The 20,673-nt window shown below is 72.0% G+C and carries 15 protein-coding genes; 3 read left to right on the forward strand and 12 right to left on the reverse strand.

Annotated features, from left to right (window positions below; all coding sequences use genetic code 11):
* The first annotated feature begins 53 nt into the window (after positions 1-53).
* Positions 54-3,500 carry an Ig-like domain-containing protein gene (locus tag AB4Y76_RS07635; protein WP_441923782.1) on the forward strand — a complete coding sequence of 1,149 codons (3,447 nt, stop codon included), beginning with the start codon at positions 54-56 and terminating at the stop codon, positions 3,498-3,500.
* On the opposite strand, the gene pgsA is transcribed toward AB4Y76_RS07635, so the two are convergent.
* The 9 genes from pgsA to dapA all read right to left on the reverse strand — a co-directional run bounded on the left by pgsA (position 3,497) and on the right by dapA (position 14,492).
* Positions 3,497-4,108: a CDP-diacylglycerol--glycerol-3-phosphate 3-phosphatidyltransferase gene (gene pgsA, locus AB4Y76_RS07640; protein ID WP_441923784.1), complete on the reverse strand. Its 612-nt coding sequence runs from the start codon at positions 4,106-4,108 to the stop codon at positions 3,497-3,499. The genes AB4Y76_RS07635 and pgsA overlap by 4 nt on opposite strands.
* The gene (rimO, locus tag AB4Y76_RS07645) at positions 4,105-5,598 is read right to left on the reverse strand and encodes a 30S ribosomal protein S12 methylthiotransferase RimO (protein ID WP_441923786.1); all 1,494 of its coding nucleotides are present in this window, start codon (positions 5,596-5,598) and stop codon (positions 4,105-4,107) included. Before rimO ends, pgsA begins: the two co-directional genes overlap by 4 nt.
* Before the next feature lie 76 nt (positions 5,599-5,674).
* Positions 5,675-7,420, reverse strand: coding sequence for a RodZ domain-containing protein (locus AB4Y76_RS07650; protein WP_441923788.1), 1,746 nt, complete (start codon positions 7,418-7,420; stop codon positions 5,675-5,677).
* Complete coding sequence (locus AB4Y76_RS07655; RefSeq protein ID WP_441923790.1) at positions 7,417-9,948, reverse strand: DNA translocase FtsK 4TM domain-containing protein; 2,532 nt, start codon at positions 9,946-9,948, stop codon at positions 7,417-7,419. The genes AB4Y76_RS07650 and AB4Y76_RS07655 overlap by 4 nt, the downstream gene beginning before the upstream one ends.
* Positions 9,949-10,055: 107 nt before the next feature.
* Positions 10,056-10,562: a mycothiol transferase gene (locus AB4Y76_RS07660; RefSeq protein ID WP_441923792.1), complete on the reverse strand. Its 507-nt coding sequence runs from the start codon at positions 10,560-10,562 to the stop codon at positions 10,056-10,058.
* 58 nt (positions 10,563-10,620) lie between these two features.
* Positions 10,621-11,127: a hypothetical protein gene (locus AB4Y76_RS07665; RefSeq protein WP_441923794.1), complete on the reverse strand. Its 507-nt coding sequence runs from the start codon at positions 11,125-11,127 to the stop codon at positions 10,621-10,623.
* 88 nt (positions 11,128-11,215) lie between these two features.
* Entirely contained in the window at positions 11,216-11,893 is a 678-nt protein-coding gene (locus AB4Y76_RS07670) for a hypothetical protein (RefSeq protein ID WP_441923796.1), read from the reverse strand.
* A 2-nt stretch (positions 11,894-11,895) separates the two neighbouring features.
* The gene (locus AB4Y76_RS07675; RefSeq protein WP_441923798.1) at positions 11,896-13,587 is read right to left on the reverse strand and encodes a ribonuclease J; all 1,692 of its coding nucleotides are present in this window, start codon (positions 13,585-13,587) and stop codon (positions 11,896-11,898) included.
* Complete coding sequence (dapA, locus tag AB4Y76_RS07680) at positions 13,587-14,492, reverse strand: 4-hydroxy-tetrahydrodipicolinate synthase (protein WP_441923838.1); 906 nt, start codon at positions 14,490-14,492, stop codon at positions 13,587-13,589. The genes AB4Y76_RS07675 and dapA overlap by 1 nt, the downstream gene beginning before the upstream one ends.
* A gap of 129 nt (positions 14,493-14,621) precedes the next feature.
* Between dapA and AB4Y76_RS07685 the strand changes: the two genes are divergently transcribed.
* Entirely contained in the window at positions 14,622-15,296 is a 675-nt protein-coding gene (locus AB4Y76_RS07685) for a hypothetical protein (RefSeq protein ID WP_441923800.1), read from the forward strand.
* 4 nt (positions 15,297-15,300) lie between these two features.
* Here the strand turns inward: AB4Y76_RS07685 and AB4Y76_RS07690 are convergent, their stop codons facing one another.
* Entirely contained in the window at positions 15,301-16,752 is a 1,452-nt protein-coding gene (locus tag AB4Y76_RS07690; RefSeq protein ID WP_441923802.1) for a DUF2252 domain-containing protein, read from the reverse strand.
* 60 nt (positions 16,753-16,812) lie between these two features.
* On the opposite strand from AB4Y76_RS07690, the gene AB4Y76_RS07695 reads away from it, so the two are divergent.
* Positions 16,813-18,531, forward strand: coding sequence for a SulP family inorganic anion transporter (locus AB4Y76_RS07695; RefSeq protein ID WP_441923804.1), 1,719 nt, complete (start codon positions 16,813-16,815; stop codon positions 18,529-18,531).
* Positions 18,532-18,562: 31 nt separating this feature from the next.
* On the opposite strand, the gene AB4Y76_RS07700 is transcribed toward AB4Y76_RS07695, so the two are convergent.
* Together AB4Y76_RS07700 and AB4Y76_RS07705 are read right to left on the reverse strand one after the other, a co-directional pair.
* The gene (locus tag AB4Y76_RS07700) at positions 18,563-19,069 is read right to left on the reverse strand and encodes a DinB family protein (RefSeq protein WP_441923806.1); all 507 of its coding nucleotides are present in this window, start codon (positions 19,067-19,069) and stop codon (positions 18,563-18,565) included.
* Positions 19,070-19,263: 194 nt separating this feature from the next.
* Positions 19,264-20,496 carry a DUF222 domain-containing protein gene (locus AB4Y76_RS07705; RefSeq protein ID WP_441923808.1) on the reverse strand — a complete coding sequence of 411 codons (1,233 nt, stop codon included), beginning with the start codon at positions 20,494-20,496 and terminating at the stop codon, positions 19,264-19,266.
* Positions 20,497-20,673: the final 177 nt, after the last annotated feature.

Genomic DNA, 20,673 nt, shown 5'->3' on the forward strand with positions numbered 1-20,673 from the left:
GGCTCGGCCTCCCGTCCCCGGCGCCCGGGGACCGCCCCGGAGGTGCGCCCAAGGTGTCGTCACTGCGTCTGGTCCTCGTCGGAGCCCTCGCTGCGCTCGGTGTCGCGCTCGGGGCCGCCCCCGCCTCGGCCGCGTCCGCACCGGTCGCGCACGACGACGACTTCGTGGTCCCCGCCGGCCGGCCGACCCCGCTGTCGCTGGCGAACGCCGCCGCCGACGCGGACAACGACGCCCTGGAGTTCGTCCTCGTGGCCGCGCCCACGCACGGCACCCTCGACGACTGCACCGACGGCGAGTGCACCTACACGCCCACCGCGGGCTACACCGGCCCCGACTCGTTCAGCTGGCGGGCCAAGGACTCGACCGCGCGCTTCTCGAACCTGGCGACGTACAGCCTGACGGTCGAGGCCGACGCGAGCCAGATCACCGCGGACGGGCCGCTGACCCGGATCATGATCACCCCGCACCTCAACTGCGCGGTCAGCCACAACGGCGACGTCGGCCAGGAGAGCGAGACCCAGCTCGCCTTCTTCGACGACACCGCGTGCGGCACCTTCCTCGTCGTCGACGGCGTGCTCTACTCCCCCCGCGACGTCGGACGCGCCCAGCTCGGGACGCCGTACAAGAAGATCAGCCAGACCCCGGTGCTCGGCACCGGCACCGCCGCCGACCCGTACACGATCGTCACCACGGTCGCCGCCGGCACGACCGGCGTCCGGCTCGTCCAGACCGACACCTACGTGACCGGCCAGGAGTCCTACCGGACCGAGGTCGAGCTGCAGAACTCCGCGACCGCGCGCACCGTCCGGCTCTACCGGGCGGCCGACTGCCTGCTCGACGGCGACGACGAGGGCCTCGGCGCTCCCGGCCCGAACGGCGCGATCGCCTGCACCAGCGGCACCGGGACCTCCAACCGGATCGAGCAGCTGCTGCCGATCTCCCCGGGAGCGCGCTACTACGAGGCGCAGTACTCCGAGATCTGGTCCGCGATCACCGCCCGTCAGCCGCTGGCCAACACCTGCCGCTGCGGCGAGAACATCGACAACGGCATCGCGCTGCAGTGGGACGTCACCCTGCCGCCGAGCGGCACCGCCACCCGGTCCAGCCTGATCACCTTCTCGCCGTTCGACGGGTCGCTGCCGCTGACCACCTCCAGCACCGTCGACACCCCCGACGTCGGCGCGGCCGCCACCGTGCACTACACCGTCACCGTCGCCAACCCCGGCCTGTACGACGCCGCGATCACCGAGATCTCCGACGTGCTCCCCGCGGGCTTCGCCTACCTCCCCGGATCCACCACCGGCGTCACCACCGGCAACCCGGCCCAGCAGGGCAGCCGGCTCGCCTGGCCGCTGGCCGCGACCGTTCCCCCCGGAGGCGCGATCAGCCTGACCTTCGCAGCGACCACCGCCAGCACCCCCGGCTTCTACTACAACGCTGCCGCCGCGGTCGCGACCGACCTCTTCGTCAGCGGCTCGGGCGCCACCGCGCGGGTGCGCGTGACGACCGGCGCCGGCAACCGGGCCCCCGACGCGGTCGACGACACCCTCACCACGCCCGAGGACGTCACGTCGGTGAAGAACGTGCTCGCCAACGACACCGACCCGGACGGCGACGTCCTCGCCGTCACCGGCTGGACCGACGGCGAGCACGGGACGGTCAGCTGCGGGCCGCTCGGGTGCAGCTACTCCCCCGGCGCCAACTACAACGGCGACGACACTTTCGAGTACACCGTCCAGGACGGCCGGGGCGGCTTCAGCATCGGCACCGTCACCGTCCACGTCACGCCCGTCGACGACCCGCTGACGGCGGCCGACGACGAGGCCGTCACCCGCGAGGAGACCACGGTCGCGATCCCGGTGCTCGACAACGACGCCGACATCGACATCAACTCCGACGACCTGACGATCACGTCCTGGACCACGCCCGCCCACGGCACCGTGACCTGCGGGGCGCAGTGCCTCTACACGCCGGCCACCGACTTCCACGGCACCGACTCCTTCGGGTACGCCGTCACCGACGGCAGCACGACCGCGCACGCGACGGTCACCGTCACGGTCACCTCGGTCTACGACCCGGTCGACGCCCGGGACGACACCCGGACGATGACCGAGGACGGCCCCGCCTTGGTGGTCGACGTGCTCGCCAACGACGTCAACCCCGACGGCGACGCGCTGACCATCAGCTCGAGCACCACCCCGGCGCACGGCACCGCCACCTGCACCACGACGTGCAGCTACACGCCGGCCGCCAACTACTCCGGCACCGACTCGTTCTACTACACCGTGACCGACGACCGCGGCGGCACGGACACCGCGAGGGTGACCGTCACCGTCGCGCCCGTGAACGACGCGCCGGTCGCCACCGCCGACACGCTGAGCGCCGTGGCCGGTCTGCCGGCGACGCTGCAGGTGCTCGCCAACGACACCGACCCCGACGGGGACGCGCTGCGGATCAGCGGCTGGACCGGCCTCACCGCGAACGGCGGTGCGGTCACCTGCACCACCTCCACCACCACCGCCGGGTCCGTCAAGCCGACCTGCACCTACAAGGCCCCGGCCTCCTACGCGGGTGCCGACTCCTTCACCTACACCGCGAACGACAGCCACGGCGGGTTCGCCACCGGCACCGTCACGGTCACCGTGGCGCCCGCGCCGAAGATGGATGTCTCGGTCGCCGTCACCCCGCTGGCCACCGCCGTCCCCGTCGGTGCGGCCGCGGGCTGGACGATCAAGGTCACGAACAACGGCGCCGGGACCTCGATGCCGGTCGTGCTCACCCAGACGGTGCCGACGTCCTTCCGGTACCAGTCCGCGACCGGCGCGACCTGCACCCTGTCGGGCGCCACGCTGACCTGCGACCTCGGCACGACGGCCGCCGGCAGCACCCGCACCGTCGTGGTCCGGGGTGCGTACGTCAAGCACGGGATCTTCGGCAGCGCCTCCACGGCGGCCGTCGAGGGCGACCCGGTCCCGGCCAACAACACCGCCACCTCCGCGACCACCGTCTCCGGCGCCGACTGCACCCGGGTCGGCACCTTCGGCAACGACACCCTCACCGGCACCACCGGCGCGGACGTGCTCTGCGGGCTGGCCGGCAACGACACGCTCAACGGGCTCGCGGGCAACGACGTGCTCTACGGCAACGAGGGCACCGACACCGCGTCGTTCGGATCCCTCAAGCTGGCCGTCAAGGTGACGATGGCGACCGGCCGCGCGACCGGGCAGGGCAGCGACACCCTGGTCGCGATCGAGAACGTCAACGGCTCCCCGCTCAACGACACCATCGTCGGCAGCTCCGCCGCGAACCGGATCGACGGCCTCGCCGGGAACGACAAGGTCTCCGGCGGCAGCGGCAACGACCTGCTGTACGGCGGCGCCGGGACCGACGTCCTCAAGGGCGACGCGGGCAACGACACCCTCAACGGCGGCGCCTCGAAGGACACCTGCGCGCAGGGAACCGGGCGCGGGAGCTACGTGGGCTGCGAGAAGAAGAGCTAGGAGGCTGCCGCGTCGACCTGGGTCTCGCGCTTGGCGCGGGCCACGTCCCGCGCGAACTCGACGCCCGAGGTGATCGTCAGGACGAGCGCGACGGCCATCAGGACCGCGGCCAGCCACCAGACGACCAGGCCGGGCACCTCCCAGAAGCCGTCGAGGTGCTTGAACGGGGCGACGAAGCCGCCCAGGGCGAGCGCCTGCGCCATCGTCTTGACCTTGCCGCTCTGCTTGGCCGGCATCACGACCTGCTTGGCGATCGAGAGCCGGGCGAAGGTCACCGACCACTCGCGGACCAGCACCACGATGGTGATCCACCACCACAGCTCACCGATGATCGAGAGGCCGATGAAGGCCATCCCGGTGATCGCCTTGTCCGCGATCGGGTCGGCGATCTTGCCGAAGTTGGTGATCAGGTTGTGCTTGCGGGCCAGGTCGCCGTCGATCTTGTCGGTGATCATCGCGACCACGAAGATCCCGTAGGCGATCCAGCGCCAGGTGTTGTTCTCGCCGCCGTCGACGAGCAGCGCGTAGCCGAAGAACGGGACCAGCACGATGCGCAGCGTGGTGAGCGCGTTCGGCACGTTCCAGTTGCTCACCTGCTGCTCGGTCATTCCCCGCCCTCGCTCACGTCGGCGACCAGGTCGACTCCCTCGGTGGCGACCACGATCGCCTCGATCATGTCACCCACCCGCACGGACCCGGAACCGACACCCACCAGCACGGTCGAGCCGTCGACCTCGGGGCCCTGGCAGGCCGCGCGGCCCTCGACGGTGCCGTCCTCGTCGACCGACTCGACCAGCACCCGGACCGGCTCCCCGATCCGGGCCCGGGCCCGCTCGGCGGAGACGTCCTCGGCCAGCGTGGTCAGGTGCTCGACGCGCTCGGCGATGGTGTCGGCGTCGAGCTTGCCGTCGTACCCCTCGGCCTCGGTGCCGTCCTCGTCGGAGTAGCCGAAGACGCCGACGGCGTCGAGCCGCGCGGCGCCGACGAACTCGCAGAGGGTCTCGAAGTCCTGCTCGGTCTCGCCCGGGAAGCCGACGATGAAGTTCGAGCGCACGCCCGCGCGGGGCGCCTGCCGGCGGACGTCCTCGAGCAGGCCGAGGAACGACTCCGGGTCGCCGAAGCGACGCATCCGGCGCAGCACCTGCGCGGAGGCGTGCTGGAAGGACAGGTCGAAGTAGTCGGCCACGCCCGGGGTGCTCGCGATCGCGGTGACCAGGCCGGGCCGGGTCTCGGCGGGCTGGAGGTAGGACACCCGGACCCGCTCGACGCCGTCGACGGCGGCCAGCTCGGGCAGCATCGTCTCCAGCAGCCGCAGGTCGCCGAGGTCCTTGCCGTAGGACGTCGAGTTCTCCGAGACCAGGAAGAGCTCCTTGACGCCCTGCTCGCCGAGCCAGCGCGCCTCGGAGAGGACGTCGGCGGGGCGGCGGGAGACGAACGAGCCGCGGAAGCTCGGGATCGCGCAGAACGCGCACCGGCGGTCGCAGCCCGAGGCGAGCTTGAGCGGCGCCATCGGTCCGCCCTCGAGGCGGCGGCGGACGGTGCGGGGGCCGGTCGCCGGGGCGCCGGCGCCCACGTCGGTGATCGGTGCGGGGGCCACCGAGGCGTGCCCGGGCACGACCACGTCGGTCCCGCCGCGCTCGGCCGGGGTGATCGGGAGCAGCTTGCGCCGGTCCGAGGGGGTGTGCGGGTGCAGCTTCTCCCCCGCCAGGATCGCGCGCAGCCGGGAGGCGATGTCCGGGTAGTCGTCGAAGCCGAGGACCGCATCGGCCTCCGGCAGCGACTCGGCCAGGTCCGCGCCGTACCGCTCGGCCAGGCAGCCGACGGCCACCACCGAGCGGGTCACGCCGCCGGCACCGGCGTCGTCCTTGAGGTCCGCGGCGGAGAGCAGGGTGTCGATCGAGTCCTGCTTGGCCGCCTCGACGAACCCGCAGGTGTTGACCACGACGGTCTCGGCGTCGGCCGGGTCCTCGACGAGCACGAACCCGCCGGCCTCGAGCTGTCCGGCGAGCTCCTCGGAGTCCACCTCGTTGCGCGCGCACCCGAGGGTGACCAGAGCGACGGTACGGCGGTCGGACGAGGGCGCGGCAGGGGTAGTCATGTCCGGAAAAGTATGACGGCCCGGTGGCCGGTTAGCGAACCGGCGACCGGGCCGTCAGGCGGGCCTGCGAGCAGGATCACCCGAACTTCTTGGAACCGGCCTTCCCGGCCATCCCGACCGGGCCGAGCTGCTTGCCCTTCACGGTGACCGTCACGGCACCGCCGTTGTCGGCCTCGACCTCGAACGGCGCCAGCCCGGCCACCTTGCGGTGGTGGCCGATCGGCAGGTCGCCGGACCAGAGGATCCGGCCGGTCCGGTCGCGGACCACGACGTGCGCGGCGGCGTGCGCGGCCGTCACCGTCATGGTCGAGGTCTTCATGATCGGGGAGGTGATCGGCTGTCGGTTCGCGGTCAGGCCGGCCGTCTCGCTGCTGGCGTCCGGCGCCGCGGAGAGCTTCTCCGGGTCGTCGGCGAACATCCGCGCCAGGCCCCAGACCATGGTCAGGCAGAGCACGGCGGTGACCAGCAGGCTCCAGCGCGGGCCGCCGAGGGTGGTCCGCATCCCCCCGGAGAGGCCGGTGGACAGCTCGGCCTCGAAGACCCGGCGGGCGTTGATCGGTCCCTGCGCGTAGCGCTCCTCGTACGCCGCCAGCAGCGGCGCGAGGTCCAGCCCGAGCACCCGGGCCACCGACCCGAGGTGACCGCGGGCGTAGACGTCGCCGCCGCAGGGCCCGAAGTCGTCGACCTCCATCGCCTCGAGGACGTGCGGCCGGATCCGGGTCCGCTGGCTGAGCTCGTCGACGCTCATGTCGAGCATCTCCCGGGCGTGCACGATCTTGGTGCCGATCACCGGCACCGGCGCCGGCTCGGGGGTGAGGTCGTCGATCACCGGCAGCACGACCGCGCCGGAGGCGTCGTCGCCGGCCAGCAGGGCCGCGATCTCGCCGGGCCGGCGCTGGCTCGGGACGGCCGTGGCCGCGAGCGGAGCGGGGTCCTCAGGCTCCTCGACCGGCGTCGGAGGCTCCAGGCGGACCTCGACGCGGGCCGGGCGGCGCAGCGACCGCAGCGGCGAGACCGGGTCGGGCAGCGTGGCCGCGGGGCCGGTGTCGTCGTCGGTGTCGTCGTCGGGGTCGTCCTCGGGGTCGTCCTCGAGGTCGTCCTCGGGCGGCGGCGGGAGCTCGGCGGTCTCCCCCGGCACGGTCTCCGGGAGCAGCGCAGCCGCGTCGGTCTCGTCGGTGCCGTCGGTCTCGGCATCGTCCGGTTCGAGCGTGTGCGCGCGGGCCGGGACCTCCTCCAGGCGGGCGAGCTCCTTGCCGCTGAGGTCGGCGACGTCGACCCGGTCACCGGAGAGCGCCCGGAGGTCGTCGGCCAGGGCCGGGGTGTCGACGAAGGTGGTCATCCCGAGCGGGACGGCCAGCGGGGCGTCGTACCAGAAGCGGTTCCAGCGCAGGTGCGCCCGGCCGAGCGCGTCGGTGGCGCCGACCGCGGCCTCGAGGTCCCGGGGCACCACGACGAGCCGGCCGTCGCGCAGCGGCGAGTCGGCGTGCTCGACCACCACCTGCCGGATCGAGGACCACGGCAGGCCGCGCCAGGACAGTCCGAGCCGGAGCCGGACCCCCTGCTCGTCGGCGACGAGCACGGGCACGCCCCAGGAGGCCAGCGCGGCCAGGTGCAGGCCGCCGAGCACGAGGAAGAGCAGCCCGAGCGGGACGTCGAGGAACCAGCTCCCGCGGGCCAGGAAGGCGATGCCGTTGAGCGCGACCAGACCGCCGACGATGCCGCTCAGCAGCAGGTTGCGGCGGATCGCGACGACCTCGTCGGCGGGTGCCTCGGAGTGGGCCGGCCGGTCGACGACCGGAGCGGCGCTGTGCTTGCTGCTCACATCTCCCCCTGCAGGGTCGCGATGACCGCATCGAGGTCATCAGGCTTGATCAGCACGTCCCGGGCCTTCGAGCCCTCGCTGGGGCCGACCACGCCCCGGCTCTCCATGATGTCCATCAGCCGGCCGGCCTTCGCGAAGCCGACCCGCAGCTTGCGCTGCAGCATCGAGGTGGACCCGAACTGGGTGGAGACGACCAGCTCGACGGCCTGGACCACCAGGTCGAGGTCGTCCCCGATGTCGTCGTCGAGGTCCCGCTTGGAGGCGGCCGCGACGGTCACGTCCTCGCGGTAGGTCGGCTCGAGCTGGTCCTTGCACTTCGTGACGACCTGGTGGATCTCCGCCTCGGTGACCCAGCTGCCCTGGACGCGCACCGGCTTGGAGGCGCCCATCGGCAGGAACAGCCCGTCACCCTGGCCGACCAGCTTCTCCGCGCCGGGCTGGTCGAGGATGACCCGGCTGTCGGCGAGGCTGGAGGTGGCGAACGCGAGGCGCGACGGCACGTTGGCCTTGATCAGGCCGGTGACGACGTCGACGGAGGGCCGCTGGGTGGCGAGCACCAGGTGGATGCCGGCCGCACGGGCGAGCTGGGTGATCCGGACGACCGAGTCCTCGACGTCGCGCGGGGCGACCATCATCAGGTCGGCGAGCTCGTCGACGATCACCAGCAGGTACGGGTACGGCGTCAGCTTGCGCTCGCTGCCCGCGGGCGGCTGCACCTTGCCGGCGCGCACCGCCTTGTTGAAGTCGTCGACGTGCCGGAAGCCGAAGTTGGCGAGGTCGTCGTAGCGCATGTCCATCTCGCGCACGACCCACTGCAGCGCCTCGGCGGCCTTCTTCGGGTTGGTGATGATCGGGGTGATCAGGTGCGGGACGCCCTCGTAGGCGTTCAGCTCGACCCGCTTCGGGTCGACCATGATCATCCGGACCTCGTCGGGCGTGGCCCGCATCAGCACCGAGGTGATCATCGAGTTGATGAAGCTCGACTTGCCGGAACCGGTGGCGCCGGCGACCAGGAGGTGCGGCATCTTCGCGAGGTTCGCGACCACGAAGCCGCCCTCGACGTCCTTGCCGAGCCCGGCGACCATCGGGTGGTGGTCGTTGCGGGCGTTGTTGGAGCGGAGCACGTCGCCGAGGGAGACGATCTCCTTGTCCGTGTTCGGGATCTCCACGCCGACCGCGGACTTGCCCGGGATCGGCGAGAGGATCCGGATGTCGGCGGAGGCCACCGCGTAGGCGATGTTCTTCTGGATGTTGGTGATCTTCTCGACCTTGACGGCCGGGCCGAGCTCGACGATGTACCGCGTCACGGTGGGCCCGCGGGTGTAGCCGGTCACGGTGGCGTCGATGTCGAACTCCTCGAACACCGCGGTGAGGCGCGCGACGATCGCGTCCGACGCGGGGGTGCGCGCCTTGTGGGCGCTGCCCGGCTTGAGGATGTCGCTCTCGGGGAGCGTGTAGGTGATGTCGCCGGACAGGCTGAGCTGCTCGACGCGGACCGGCAGCGGGGTGTGCGGCGGCGGCTCGAGCTCCACCTTCTCCTCGGCGGCCTCGGGCTCCGGGACGACCGTCTTGCGGCCGCGCTTGGAGAACTCCCGGCCCTCCATCGTGTCGGCGACCAGCGGGGTGTCGTACGGCTCGTCGCCCATCTCCGGGTCGATGTCGGTCGCCTTCTTGCGGCGGCGCTTGACCGGGACGGTGTCCTCGACGTCGAGCGGCTCGTCGGCGACCTCGCGGCCGAGCATCCGGTCGCGGAAGTGCCGCAGCCGGACGGGGATCTGGTAGACCGGCGTCGCCGTGACCACCAGCAGCCCGAAGACGGCCAGCAGGACGAGCAGCGGCACCACGACGAACGGGGTGTGCAGCAGGTCGGTGAGCAGCTTGGCGACGACGAAGCCGAGCGCTCCCCCGGCCTGCTGGAGGTCGGCGGTGTCGCCGAGCTCGGGCTTCGGGGAGCCGTTCGCGATGTGCACGATGCCGAGCACGCCGAAGGTGAGCGCGCCCCAGCCGACGACCTGGCGGCCGGCCGGGCCGTTGGCGTCGGGGTCGCGGAGGTTGCGCCAGGCGATGTAGACGAGCACCAGCGGGACGAACCACGCGAGCAGCCCGACCGAGCCGGCCACGGCGGCGCGGAGCGCGTCGAAGACGCCGCCGGGGACCTGCCACCAGACGGCAGCGGCCACCACGACCGCGGACGCGATCAGGAACAGGCCGGCTCCGTCGCGGCGGTGCTCGGGTTCGAGGTCGCGGGCGCCCTGGCCGACCTTGCGGGCGCCGGCGCCGATGCCGCCGGCGACGCCGAGCCAGACGCTGGACGCGCCGTGGCCGAGCGCGCCGAAGGTACGCGAGACGGGACCAGGGCCGTTGCGGACTGCGCGCGGAGCGGGGCGTCGACCCTTCGTCGAACCCTTCTTCGCAGCAGGCTTGCGCTTGCCCTGGCTACCGGACGGCCGGGACCGCGAGGTCGAAGCACCGGTCTTGCTGGTGCTCCTGCTTCGCGACGCCGGCGGGGAAGACGTACGGGTCGCCATGCTGGGCAATGTACGGGAAAACCTCACCCGTCCCACAGGTCACACGCCGTGTCGCAGGCCTCAACAGCATCACAACATTCCGGACACACCGCCCGGGAGGGGGTGGATCAGCGCCGATCGAGCATCCCGCGGAGGTACGCCGCCTGCGCCATGTGCTGCACCATGTCGTCGACGATGCTCACCATCCGCACCCCCAGGGTGACCGGCGGGTCCCACTCCTTGTCGACCACCCGGTCCAGGTCCTCAGGCGTCAGCGCGGCCAGGAAACGGACCAGCACCGGCTCCACGTCGGCGTAGTACCCGGCCAGGTTCTCCGCGCTGGCGCGCACCTGGCCGACCTGCTCAGCGGTGAATCCGTAGCCGTGCGCCTCGGGACCGAACGGCAGCGCGAACCGCTCGTACCAGCCCCCGCCGGTCCAGCGCGGCGGCACCTCGGCGTACACCGCGCTGTACTCGTCGGCGACCCGCGTCAGGTGCCACAGCAGCCAGGCGATCGAGTTCGCGCCCGGTTCGGGCCGCCAGGCGAGGTCGTCCTCGTCCAGCCCCTCGACGAGGCCGGGTACCTGCTCGGTCACCCGGCCGACGGCGTCCTTGAAGAGATCTCCCACGTCCATGGAGCCACTCTGCCTTTCCGCGCGCCCGAGGGGAATGGCCCTGCCCCTCCCGTCGGCGCTACCGGTCCGCCGCGACGCGCTGGCGCGGGATCTCCAGGGAGACCGTGCCCCACATCCGCACCTTGGCCCGCCGGTACGCCGCCGCGCGCAGCCGGCCCATCTCCCGGCCGCCCGGGTCGCGGAGCAGCAGACCGGCCCCCTGCGGGACCGCGACCCCGTCGAGGAGCCAGGGCACCTGCTCCCCCAGACCGAGGACCGCCTCGTCGGAGGTCCAGCAGGGTGCCCGGCTGGTCTGGCGCAGCAGCGCGCCGATCGCGGCGTCGAGCTCCTCGCGGTGCTCGCGGTCCCCGCGCTCCCGGAAGTCGCAGGCGGTCGCGAACAGCGCAGCGGCGGCCTCGCAGACCCGCGCGTCCGGGCAGTCGACCAGGCCGGACATCCAGGCGAGGTGGTCGGTCAGCAGCTGGCGCCGCTCCGTGCTGAGCCTGCCGCCCTCGGCGAGCAGGGCGTGCGCGCGGTGGAGGTCGCGACGGACGGCCGCCTCGGCGAACCGGTGCAAGGTGCTCATGCCGGACAGGAGCGCCGACCGGCCGTCCTGATACACGCCCCGGCGGATTCCCGGTCTCCCGAGGAGCCCCGAGAAGCCCCGAGAAGGCTCAGAGCTCCAGGAAGGTGTCCTCGTTCTCCCGGATCTCGGTCTCCAGCGCCTCGTTGAGGTCGTCGATGACGCGCTCGTCGGACCCCTTCGGCGCGATCGAGGACCAGGCCTTGTCGATCGCCGCGGAGACGTCGATCATCCGGGCGGCCTGCACCCGCGGCTTGGTGGTCTCGCGGGCGACGTACTTGGCGACGAACCGCTGGACCTCGCCCTCGATGTTCGCGATCCGCTGCATGATCGAGGCCCGGATCCCCTCGGCGGTCACCTTGATCCGGACCTCCGAGCGGTGCGGCGGGGCGATGTCGATCCAGATCCGGACGCCCTCGACCGCGCGGGCGGTCAGCGTCAGCGGAACGACCAGGTCGGCGTGGTAGGTGTGCGTCTCGACCTGCAGGTCGACGGCGAACGTGAGCGAGACCGGGAGCTCGACCCGGTAGGCGATCGACGGGCCGTCCAGCCGGGTCGCGGTCGCGGAGCCGATCGCGCCGTTCGCGCGCACCTTGGCGATCTTGCCCGGACCCACGCCGATCGGACCGAAGTCGATCGGCTGACCGGCGATGTTGTCGACCGCGGCCAGGATCCGCTCCTGGCTGACCGCCTCGGAGAAGAAGTCGACGCCCCACTGCTGGTAGCTGACGAACTCCGCCTCGTCCGGTGACGCGTCCGCGGCCGTCACGCTCAGGCCTCCAGCACCACGGGGATGATCATCGGCCGGCGCCGGTGGGTGTTGCTGACCCAGCGCCCGACCACCCGGCGGATCGTCTGCTGGAGCTGGTAGGCGTCGTCGACGCCCTCGGCGCCCGCCTTGGTCAGCGCGTCGATGATCGGCTGCCGGATCTCGTCGAAGGCGCCCTCGCTCTCGGCGAACCCGCGCGCGTGGATCTCCGGCCCGCTGAGCACCTTGCCGGATTGCGAGTCGATGACCACGATCACCGAGACGAAGCCCTCCTCGCCGAGGATCCGGCGGTCCTTCAGGCTGCTCTCGGTGATGTCGCCGACCGAGGTGCCGTCGACGAAGACGTAGCCGCAGTCGACCTTGCCGGCGATCGCCGCCTTGCCGTCGACCAGGTCCACGACGACGCCGTCCTCGGCGATCACGACCCGGTCGGCCGGCACGCCGGTGGCGATCGCCAGGTCGGCGTTGGCCTTCATGTGCCGGATCTCGCCGTGCACCGGCATCACGTTGCGCGGCCGGACGATGTTGTAGCAGTAGAGCAGCTCACCGGCGCTCGCGTGGCCGCTGACGTGGACCAGGGCGTTGCCCTTGTGCACGACCTTGGCGCCCCAGCGGGTGAGGCCGTTGATCACCCGGTAGACCGAGTTCTCGTTGCCCGGGATCAGGCTGCTGGCGAGGATGACGGTGTCGCCCTCCTCGATGTGCACGAAGTTGTGGTTGCGCTGGGCGATCCGCGCCAGCGCGGAGAGCGGCTCGCCCTGCGACCCGGTCGAGATCAGCACGACCTTCTCCGGCGGCATGTCGGCCAGCGCCTTCGCGTCGACGAGCAGGCCCGGCGGCACGTCCAGGTAGCCGAGCTCCTTGGCGATCGCCATGTTGCGCACCATCGAGCGGCCGACGTAGGCGACCTTCCGGCCGTGCTCGGCGGCCGCGTCCATCACCTGCTGCACCCGGTGCACGTGCGAGGCGAAGCAGGCCACGATGATCCGCTGGTTGCTCTGGTGGAAGACCCGGTCCAGCACCGGGGCGATGTCCTTCTCCGAGGTGGTGAAGCCGGGCACCTCGGCGTTGGTGGAGTCGGTGAGGAAGAGGTCGACACCCTCCTCCCCCAGCCGTGCGAAGGCGCGCAGGTCGGTGATCCGGCCGTCCATCGGGAGCTGGTCCATCTTGAAGTCGCCGGTGTGCAGCACCAGACCGGCGCCGGTGCGGATGACGACCGCGAGCGCGTCCGGGATGGAGTGGTTGACCGCGACGAACTCCAGGTCGAACGGACCGAACGCGATCCGCTCACCCTCGGCCACGATGTGCTGGACGCTGTTCTTGAGCCGGTGCTCGCGCAGCTTGGACCCGAGCAGCGCCAGGGTCAGCTGCGAGCCGACCAGCGGGATGTCCTGCCGCTCGCGGAGCAGGTACGGCGTCGCGCCGATGTGGTCCTCGTGGCCGTGGGTCAGCACCAGCGCCTCGACGTCGTCGAGCCGGCCGCGGATCGAGTCGAAGTCCGGCAGGATCAGGTCGACACCCGGGTGGTTCTCCTCCGGGAACAGCACCCCGCAGTCGACGATCAGCAGGCGGCCGTCGTACTCGAAGACGGTCATGTTGCGGCCGACCTCGCCGAGACCGCCGAGGGCGGTGACACGGAGGCCGCCCTGGGGCAGCGGGCCGGGGGCGTCGAGCTCGGGGTGCGGGTGGCTCATCAGTTGGTTTCCGTCTCGGGGAGCAGGTGGGCCGAGGCCAGGGTCTCGTGGACGAGGCCGACGAGGTCGTCGTCCGCCTCGACCAGCGGCAGCCGGACTGCGCGGTTCGCGGTGACGCCCATCAGCTGCAGGGCCGCCTTGGCGGTCATCACGCCGGGTGCGTGGTTCATGATCGCGTCGACCACGGGCAGCAGCTCGACGTAGATCGCGAGCGCGCCGTCGAGGTCGCCCTTGTCGACGCAGGCGATCATCTCGGCGTACCGGGAGCCGGCGACGTGGCCGACGACCGAGACGACGCCGCAGCCGCCGTGGGTCAGCCAGCCGAGGTTGAGCACGTCGTCGCCGGAGTAGAACGACAGTCCGGTCTCGGCCATGATCCGGGCGCCGCGGAACAGGTCCCCGACGGCGTCCTTGACCGCGACGAACTTGTCGATCCGCGCGACCTTCGCGTAGGTCTCCGGCGTGATCGTGACGCCGGTGCGGCCGGGGATGTCGTACAGCATGATCGGCAGGTCGCTAGCGGCGGCGACGGCCTCGAAGTGCGCCGCGATCCCGGCCTGGGTGGGCTTGTTGTAGTACGGCGAGACCAGCAGCACCCCGTCGGCACCGGCCTTCTCGGCCTGCTCGTTGAGCTCGATCGAGTGCTCGGTGTGGTTGGTGCCGACCCCGGCGACGACAGTGGCGCGGTCGCCGACCGCGTCGATCACGGCCCGCAGGATCTCGCCGTCCTCGGCGACCGAGGTGGTCGGCGCCTCCCCGGTGGTCCCGCTGACGACGATGCCGTCGTTGCCGTGGTCGACCAGGTGGTTCGCGACCGCGGCGACCGCGTCGAGGTCGACCGACCCGTCGTCCTTGAAGGGCGTCACCATCGCGGTGAGCACGCGTCCGAACGGGGCAGCAGGCAGGCTCATGGGGTTCAGGTTAGTAGTCCCGGCGGCCGGAGGCGCACCCAGTTGTGCTGTACGGGCACCTGGGCGGGCACCCGGGAGCCCGGAAGTCCGGATCTGCGAGGCCCGGGCGGGTACCTTCGTCCCGTGAGTCACCTGCGCCCCCTGCGTCCCTTCCGCACCGCTGCCCCGCTCCTCGCGGCCTGCGCGCTRCTGCTGGCCGGGTGCGGCGGTACCGACCCGGCCGGGTCCGCCGCGAGCACCGAGCCGACGCCGACGCCGAGCGCCACCGCGACCCCGACGCCCACCCCGACGCCCACCCCGACGCCGACTCCGACCCCGACACCCACCGCCGCCGCGACCGACGACCAGCTCGGCGACGGTGACGCCGACGGAGCCGACGAGCCCGCCGCTGCCGGCGGCGGCGTCTGCCAGGACCTCTCCGAGGCCGCCGTGGGCAGGGCGCTGGGCCACGAGGTGACCGGCGAGGCCGTCGGCGGCGGGGGCTGCCGCTTCACCGGCCCGAACCCGAAGGCCACCGCGCTCTCCGTCTTCGAGCAGAAGTACACCGGCATGCCCGCCGCCAAGGAAGGTGCGATCTCCGCGGTCGAAGGGACCCCCGAGGACATCACCGGCATCGGGCAGGACGCGTTCGTCGTCACCGGCACCATGTTCGGCGGCGACGACCTCCAGGGCGTCGGCGTGGTCCACGTCGGTCCCCGGCTGATCAGCGTCACCGTCAACCAGTCCCAGGGCATGGCACGCGCTCAGGTACGCGCGGCGACCGTCGCCGCGCTGCGTCTGGTCGCCGACCGGCTCTGAGCCGTCAGACGCCCGTCTCGGCGGCGATCCGGCCCGCCTTCACGGCGTCGACCAACGCCTGGTGGTCGCGCTCGTTCTGGTCGGCGTACGCGCTCGCGAACGCGGCGATCGCGTGGTCGAACGTGTCGCCGCCGCCCAGGTACGACGCGATCGCGATCCGGTCGCCGGAGCGGGCGTGCGCCCGGGCGAGCGCCGCCGCGCACACCTGCGCGTACACCGCCATGGTCGAGGCGTTCATCCGGTCGACGTCGGCCGACCCCTTCCAGTCGCGCAGCTGCCGGACGTAGAAGTCACGGGGCCGCCCGTCGAATCCGATCGTGTGCTCCCAGCCGAGGAAGATGTCGCTCACCGACTGCATCACGCGCTGACCGGCGACGACGCGCTGCCCGTGGTTCGGGTACTGGCTCTTCCCGACGAAGCGTTCGAGGACCGACTCCTCGGCCTCCTTCGCCTGCAGGACGAGCGGGTCCTGGTCGTCCCGGCCGAGGAGCAGCACGATCCAGGCGCGGGTGCCGACACTGCCGACCCCGACCACCTTCCGCGCCATGTGGGCGAACTCGAACTGCTCCAGCAGGTGGCGCCGGTCGGTCTCCAGCGTGCGCCGGTAGGACCGGATCAGCGCCCGGACGTCGGCGTCGATCTGCTCGCGCTCCTTACCGGGCGGCAGCAGGTCCTCCAGCGGCACGATCAACGGCGGGTCCGCGGTGATCCGCGGCTTCCCGCCGGAGTCGTGGGTGAACTTCGTGAGTGCTTGCATGCTGTCCCGGGCGCGGGCCTTGGCCTCGTTCGCCTTCGCGTTCTTCCACACCTTCTCCGAGACCTCTGACCTGAGCCGGTCGAGCAGCTCGCTCACCTCGACGTGGTCGTACCAGACCTCGAGGTTCCGGCGCCCGGCCGCGTCGCGCATCTTGGTCCGGTACGCCGCCGCCCCGGCCAGCACGACGGCCCGCCGCTGCTCCGCGGTGAACCCGCGGTCACGGCCGGCGATCTCGAGGCTCGCGCACAACCGCTTGACGTCCCACTCCCACGGGCCCGGCAGGGTCTCGTCGAAGTCGTTGATGTCGAAGGTCATCCGCCGCTCGGGGGTGGCGAAGGCCCCGAAGTTCGACAGGTGCGCGTCGCCGCAGATCTGCGCCCGCACCCCCGAGCTCGCGGTGGCCGCGAGGTCGGCGGCCATGATCAGCGCACCTCCGCGGTAGAAGGTGAACGGCGACAGCAGCATCCGGCCGTACCGGATCGGCAGCAGGTCCGGCACCCGGGTCCGTCCCTGCTCCTCCAGGAGGGCGACCGGGTCCGGGCGGTTGTCGGCCGGCGCCCACTCCCCGTGGCTCGAGCGCGGGACCTCGTTGCGGGCCGCCTTGCCGCGGGCGGCGCGCTCCTCGGGGGTCAGGTGCGCGACCTTCCACTCCTCGGGCTGCTGCGGATCCCCGGCCGTCCCCGTGGTGCTCGCCGTCATGGCTCCATCCCACCCGTTCCGGAGGATGGCCGCAATGGTCCCGCGTGGGATTCTGCGGTCATGTCGGACCCGCGCGCGATGCGTCGTACGGGGCACTACGTCACGGTCCTGGAGGGCATCCGGCCCTACGACCGCGGGCAGCTCGGCCGCGACCTCGTCGCGGGCGTCACCCTGGCGGCCCTCGCGATCCCGGAGGTGATGGGCTACACGAAGATCTCGGGGACGCCGGTCGTCACCGGGCTCTACACGATCCTGCTGCCGGCGGCCGCGTTCGCGCTGCTCGGCTCCTCGCGCCACCTCGTCGTCGGCGGCGACTCCGCGACCGCCGCCATCCTGTACGCCGGCATCGCCGGGCTCGGGCTCTCCGGGGTCGTCCCCGGCAGCGACCAGTGGCTGGCGCTGGCGAGCCTGGCCGCGCTCATCACCGGCGTGATGCTGGTGATCGCGCGGGTCGCCCGGCTCGGGTTCGTCGCCGACTTCATCTCCCGGACCGTGCTGGTCGGGTTCCTCACCGGGGTCGGCGTCCAGGTCGCGCTGTCCCAGCTCGGCGGGATGCTCGGCGTGCCGTCGCCCGACGTCGCGCCGGACCAGGTGAGCGGGACGCTGATCAGGTTCTGGAAGACCCTCCGGGAGATCGACCAGGCGCAGGCCGCGACCGTCGCCGTCTCGGTGGCGGTGATCGTGACCCTGGTCGTGTTCGAGCGCTGGATCACCCGGATCCCCGGCGGGCTGGTCGCCGTCGTCGGCGCCATCACCGCCAGCTGGGCGCTGGACCTGCAGTCCCACGGCGTCGCCGTCCTCGGAACCGTGCCGGGCGGCTTGCCGTCGATCGGCTGGCCCGCCGGAGTCGGGTGGGACGACGTCCGCGGCCTGCTGCCGATCTGCGCGTCGATGTTCGTGGTCATCCTCGCCCAGAGCGCCGCCACCTCGCGTGCGTACGCCGTCCGCTACCGCGAGCGGTTCGACGAGAACACCGACCTCGTCGGGCTCGCCACCGCCAACATCGCCGCGGCGCTCAGCAGCTCGTTCGTCGTCAACGGGAGCCCGACGAAGACCGAGATGGCCGACGCYGCCAAGAGCCGCAGCCAGGTCTCGATGCTCGCCATGGCCGCCACCGTGGCCGTCGTGCTGCTGTTCCTGACCGAGCCGCTGCAGTACCTGCCGAACGCCGCCCTCTCCGCCGTCGTCTTCGTGATCGGCCTCAAGCTGGTCGACCTCGCCGGCCTGCGCGCCATCGCGAAAGTGCGCCGCGACGAGTTCGTGATCGCGCTGGCGACGACCGCCATCGTCGTCGGCATCGGCGTCGAGCAGGGCATCGTCGCGGCGATCGTCCTGTCCCTGCTGGTCCACGTCAGCCGGCACTACACCCCGCACGACATCGTGCTCACCCTCGGCCCGGACGACCGGCCGCACGTCGTACCGGCGGCGCCGGGGGTCCTGACCGAGCCCGGTCTCGTGGTCTACCGCTTCGGCGTCGGACTGTTCTACGCCAACGCGAGCCGGTTCACCGAGGAGGTGCTCGCGCTCGTCGACACCGACGACCCGCCCCGCTGGTTCGTGCTGCTCGCCGACGCGATGGACGACGTCGACTACACCGGCGGCAAGACCCTGCTCGAGGTCGCCGACCAGCTCGCGAGCCGCGGGGTCGTCTTCGCCGTGGCCGAGGCCGGCGGCGACGTCACCGGCGAGCTCGCCAGGTTCGGGGTGACGGAGGCGATCGGCAGCGAGCACGTGTACCGCACGCTGGACGAGGCGATCGCGGCGTTCCGCGGCAGCTGACGGGCAGCGGACCGTCGTAGGTGAGGCGTGGTCAGTCGGTGAGGACCAGCCACTGGTGCCCGTCGACGAGCTCGCGCGCCGCGTCGAGCTGTCCGGCGTGGGCGGCGGTCTCGGTGATGACGTGCAGCACCGTACGCCGCAGGACCCTGCTCGGCATGTCGCCGAACATCTCCGTCGGCCACGCCGCCGGTCCGGCGTCGAGCGGCGTGCCGCTGATGATCTCGTCCGTGCGCGCGGCCTCGTCGCGGTAGAGCTGGACCACCTGCTCGGCCGGCCGGTCCGCCGGCACCTGCCACGCCTGGTCGCCGGTGGACAGCTCGACCTCCCGACCGGCCACCACGAACTGGAACCAGAACCGCTCCACGTCGAGGGCCAGGTGCTGCACCACGCCCAGGTAGGTCCATCCCGACGGCAGCACCGGCGTGCGCAACACCTCGTCGGGCAGCCCGGCGAAGGTCTCGACCACCCGGTCCCGCTGCTGCTGCAGCGCGCGAAGCAGCGCCCCCACCTCAGAGTCCACGTCGACTGGTTCCGTCATCTGGCGAGACTAACGACAGTGACCGACGTGGACTCCAACGGCGGGCACCTAGGCTTCGACGAACATCCGAGTCCGGCCAAGAGCTAGGCGTGAGCAACGGAATCGTTGGCTGGTCTCTTCACCGGCATTCGGTTGCGACGTCGCGACCGGCGTTGGTCACGACGTATCGGCCAGCTGCGGAGCGGACGCCGTTCTCACGTCCTCCGGCTGAAGGTCACCTTTCCGTTCGGTCCGGTCTTCATCTGGAAGCGGGCGTCGTGGGCCAGGGTGTGGTGGCGGGGGCAGAGCAGCCTGYCGTGCTCGATGTCGGTGGGTCCGCCGCGACTCCACGGGATGCCGTGGTGGGCGTGGCACATCCCTGGCGGCCAGTCGCAGCCTTCGGCGGTGCAGCCGCCGTCCCGTCTGCCGAGGACGATGCGTTGGGCTTCGGTGTGGAAGCGGGTCTTGCGGCCCAGATCGAGGACCTGGGACTTCGACCCGAGGACGGCCGGGATGATCCCGGCCTCGCAGGCCAGCCTCCGGGCCTCGCCTGCGGTGATCCGGTCCCCGGTGTCCAGGGTCGCAACCGTGTCGGCGCCCAGGAGGGCTTCCATCGTCATCGTGACCACGACGGTGGCGGCGATGCCGCCGGCTTTCGGGGCGTCGCGGCGGGTCTCGACGTACTCGATGAACGCCTGGCCCAGGCGGATCGGGCGGGCGACCTTCTCCCCGGCGGTGCGCTCGACCGCAGCTCGGTGCTTGGGCGCGGCCAGGGCTTCGAGGTGGCGGGCCAGCATCTGCCCGACCAGGACCGGGAGCTTGAATCTGCCCACCATGGAGCCGTGCCCGTCGGGGTTCATCGTGAACGACGCCGTCTCCCGTGCCCGCTGCTCCTCGCCCTCCAACAGGCGACGTTCGTGCTCTTCGGCGACCTCGGGGGCCACGACCTCCAGGATCCGACGGCCCAGGAAGCGCAACTCTTTGGGGTCGTGGTGCTCGGCCAGCGCCACCAGATGTGCCTCGGCCTCGGCCTTCGCGCTCGGGAGCGCGTCGACCGCGTCGAGGATCACGGCTGCTTGCTCGACCGAGACCGCCCCGGCGCTCATCGCGTTGGCGGTGGTGTCGTGTGAGCCCAGGCGACCGGCCAGCTTCACGGCCCGGTGCGCGGCGGGCTTGGTCGTACGGGTCGCGTTGGCCCACCAGCCCGCGGTGTTGGCCGCACCCAGCGGGTCGCCGACCTGGTGCCGGTCGGCCTCGGCCAGCAGGCGTAGTTCCAGGGCGTCCAGGCGGCGCTTGGCGACTGCGAGCGCGGGGAGGAGATCGGTGAGGTCACCCGGCGTCAGCGACCAGGTCGGCGCGGTGCCGTGCTCGTCGATCAAGTCCCCCAGGGCAGAGACCAGCTGCGCCACCGGATGCGGCGGCGCAGAGGTCAGGGAGCCCGAGGTCATGAGTACAGATTAGGAACCGGCGCCGACAGTTTCGGATCGGTTTTCGCCTTGTCCACAGGGCAATTCGGGCTGACCTTCGGTGCCAGGTCCTGCCTTGCTTACGCCGTCTCGACAGGCTCGACGACCACCGCTCAACGAGCACCGCACGCCGCCCACGGCACGCCGCCCCACAGCCCG

The sequence above is a fragment of the Marmoricola sp. RAF53 genome (assembly GCF_052114005.1).
Classification (GTDB): domain Bacteria; phylum Actinomycetota; class Actinomycetes; order Propionibacteriales; family Nocardioidaceae; genus Marmoricola.

Excerpts from the sequence above, each read along its gene's own strand:
- AB4Y76_RS07655 (WP_441923790.1), bottom strand. The coding sequence starts at position 9,948 with ATGGCGACCCGTACGTCTTCCCCGCCGGCGTCGCGAAGCAGGAGCACC.
- AB4Y76_RS07700 (WP_441923806.1), bottom strand. The coding sequence starts at position 19,069 with ATGACGGAACCAGTCGACGTGGACTCTGAGGTGGGGGCGCTGCTTCGC.
- AB4Y76_RS07665 (WP_441923794.1), bottom strand. The coding sequence starts at position 11,127 with ATGAGCACCTTGCACCGGTTCGCCGAGGCGGCCGTCCGTCGCGACCTC.
- AB4Y76_RS07690 (WP_441923802.1), bottom strand. The coding sequence starts at position 16,752 with ATGACGGCGAGCACCACGGGGACGGCCGGGGATCCGCAGCAGCCCGAG.
- rimO (WP_441923786.1), bottom strand. The coding sequence starts at position 5,598 with ATGACTACCCCTGCCGCGCCCTCGTCCGACCGCCGTACCGTCGCTCTG.
- AB4Y76_RS07675 (WP_441923798.1), bottom strand. The coding sequence starts at position 13,587 with ATGAGCCACCCGCACCCCGAGCTCGACGCCCCCGGCCCGCTGCCCCAG.
- pgsA (WP_441923784.1), bottom strand. The coding sequence starts at position 4,108 with ATGACCGAGCAGCAGGTGAGCAACTGGAACGTGCCGAACGCGCTCACC.
- AB4Y76_RS07660 (WP_441923792.1), bottom strand. The coding sequence starts at position 10,562 with ATGGACGTGGGAGATCTCTTCAAGGACGCCGTCGGCCGGGTGACCGAG.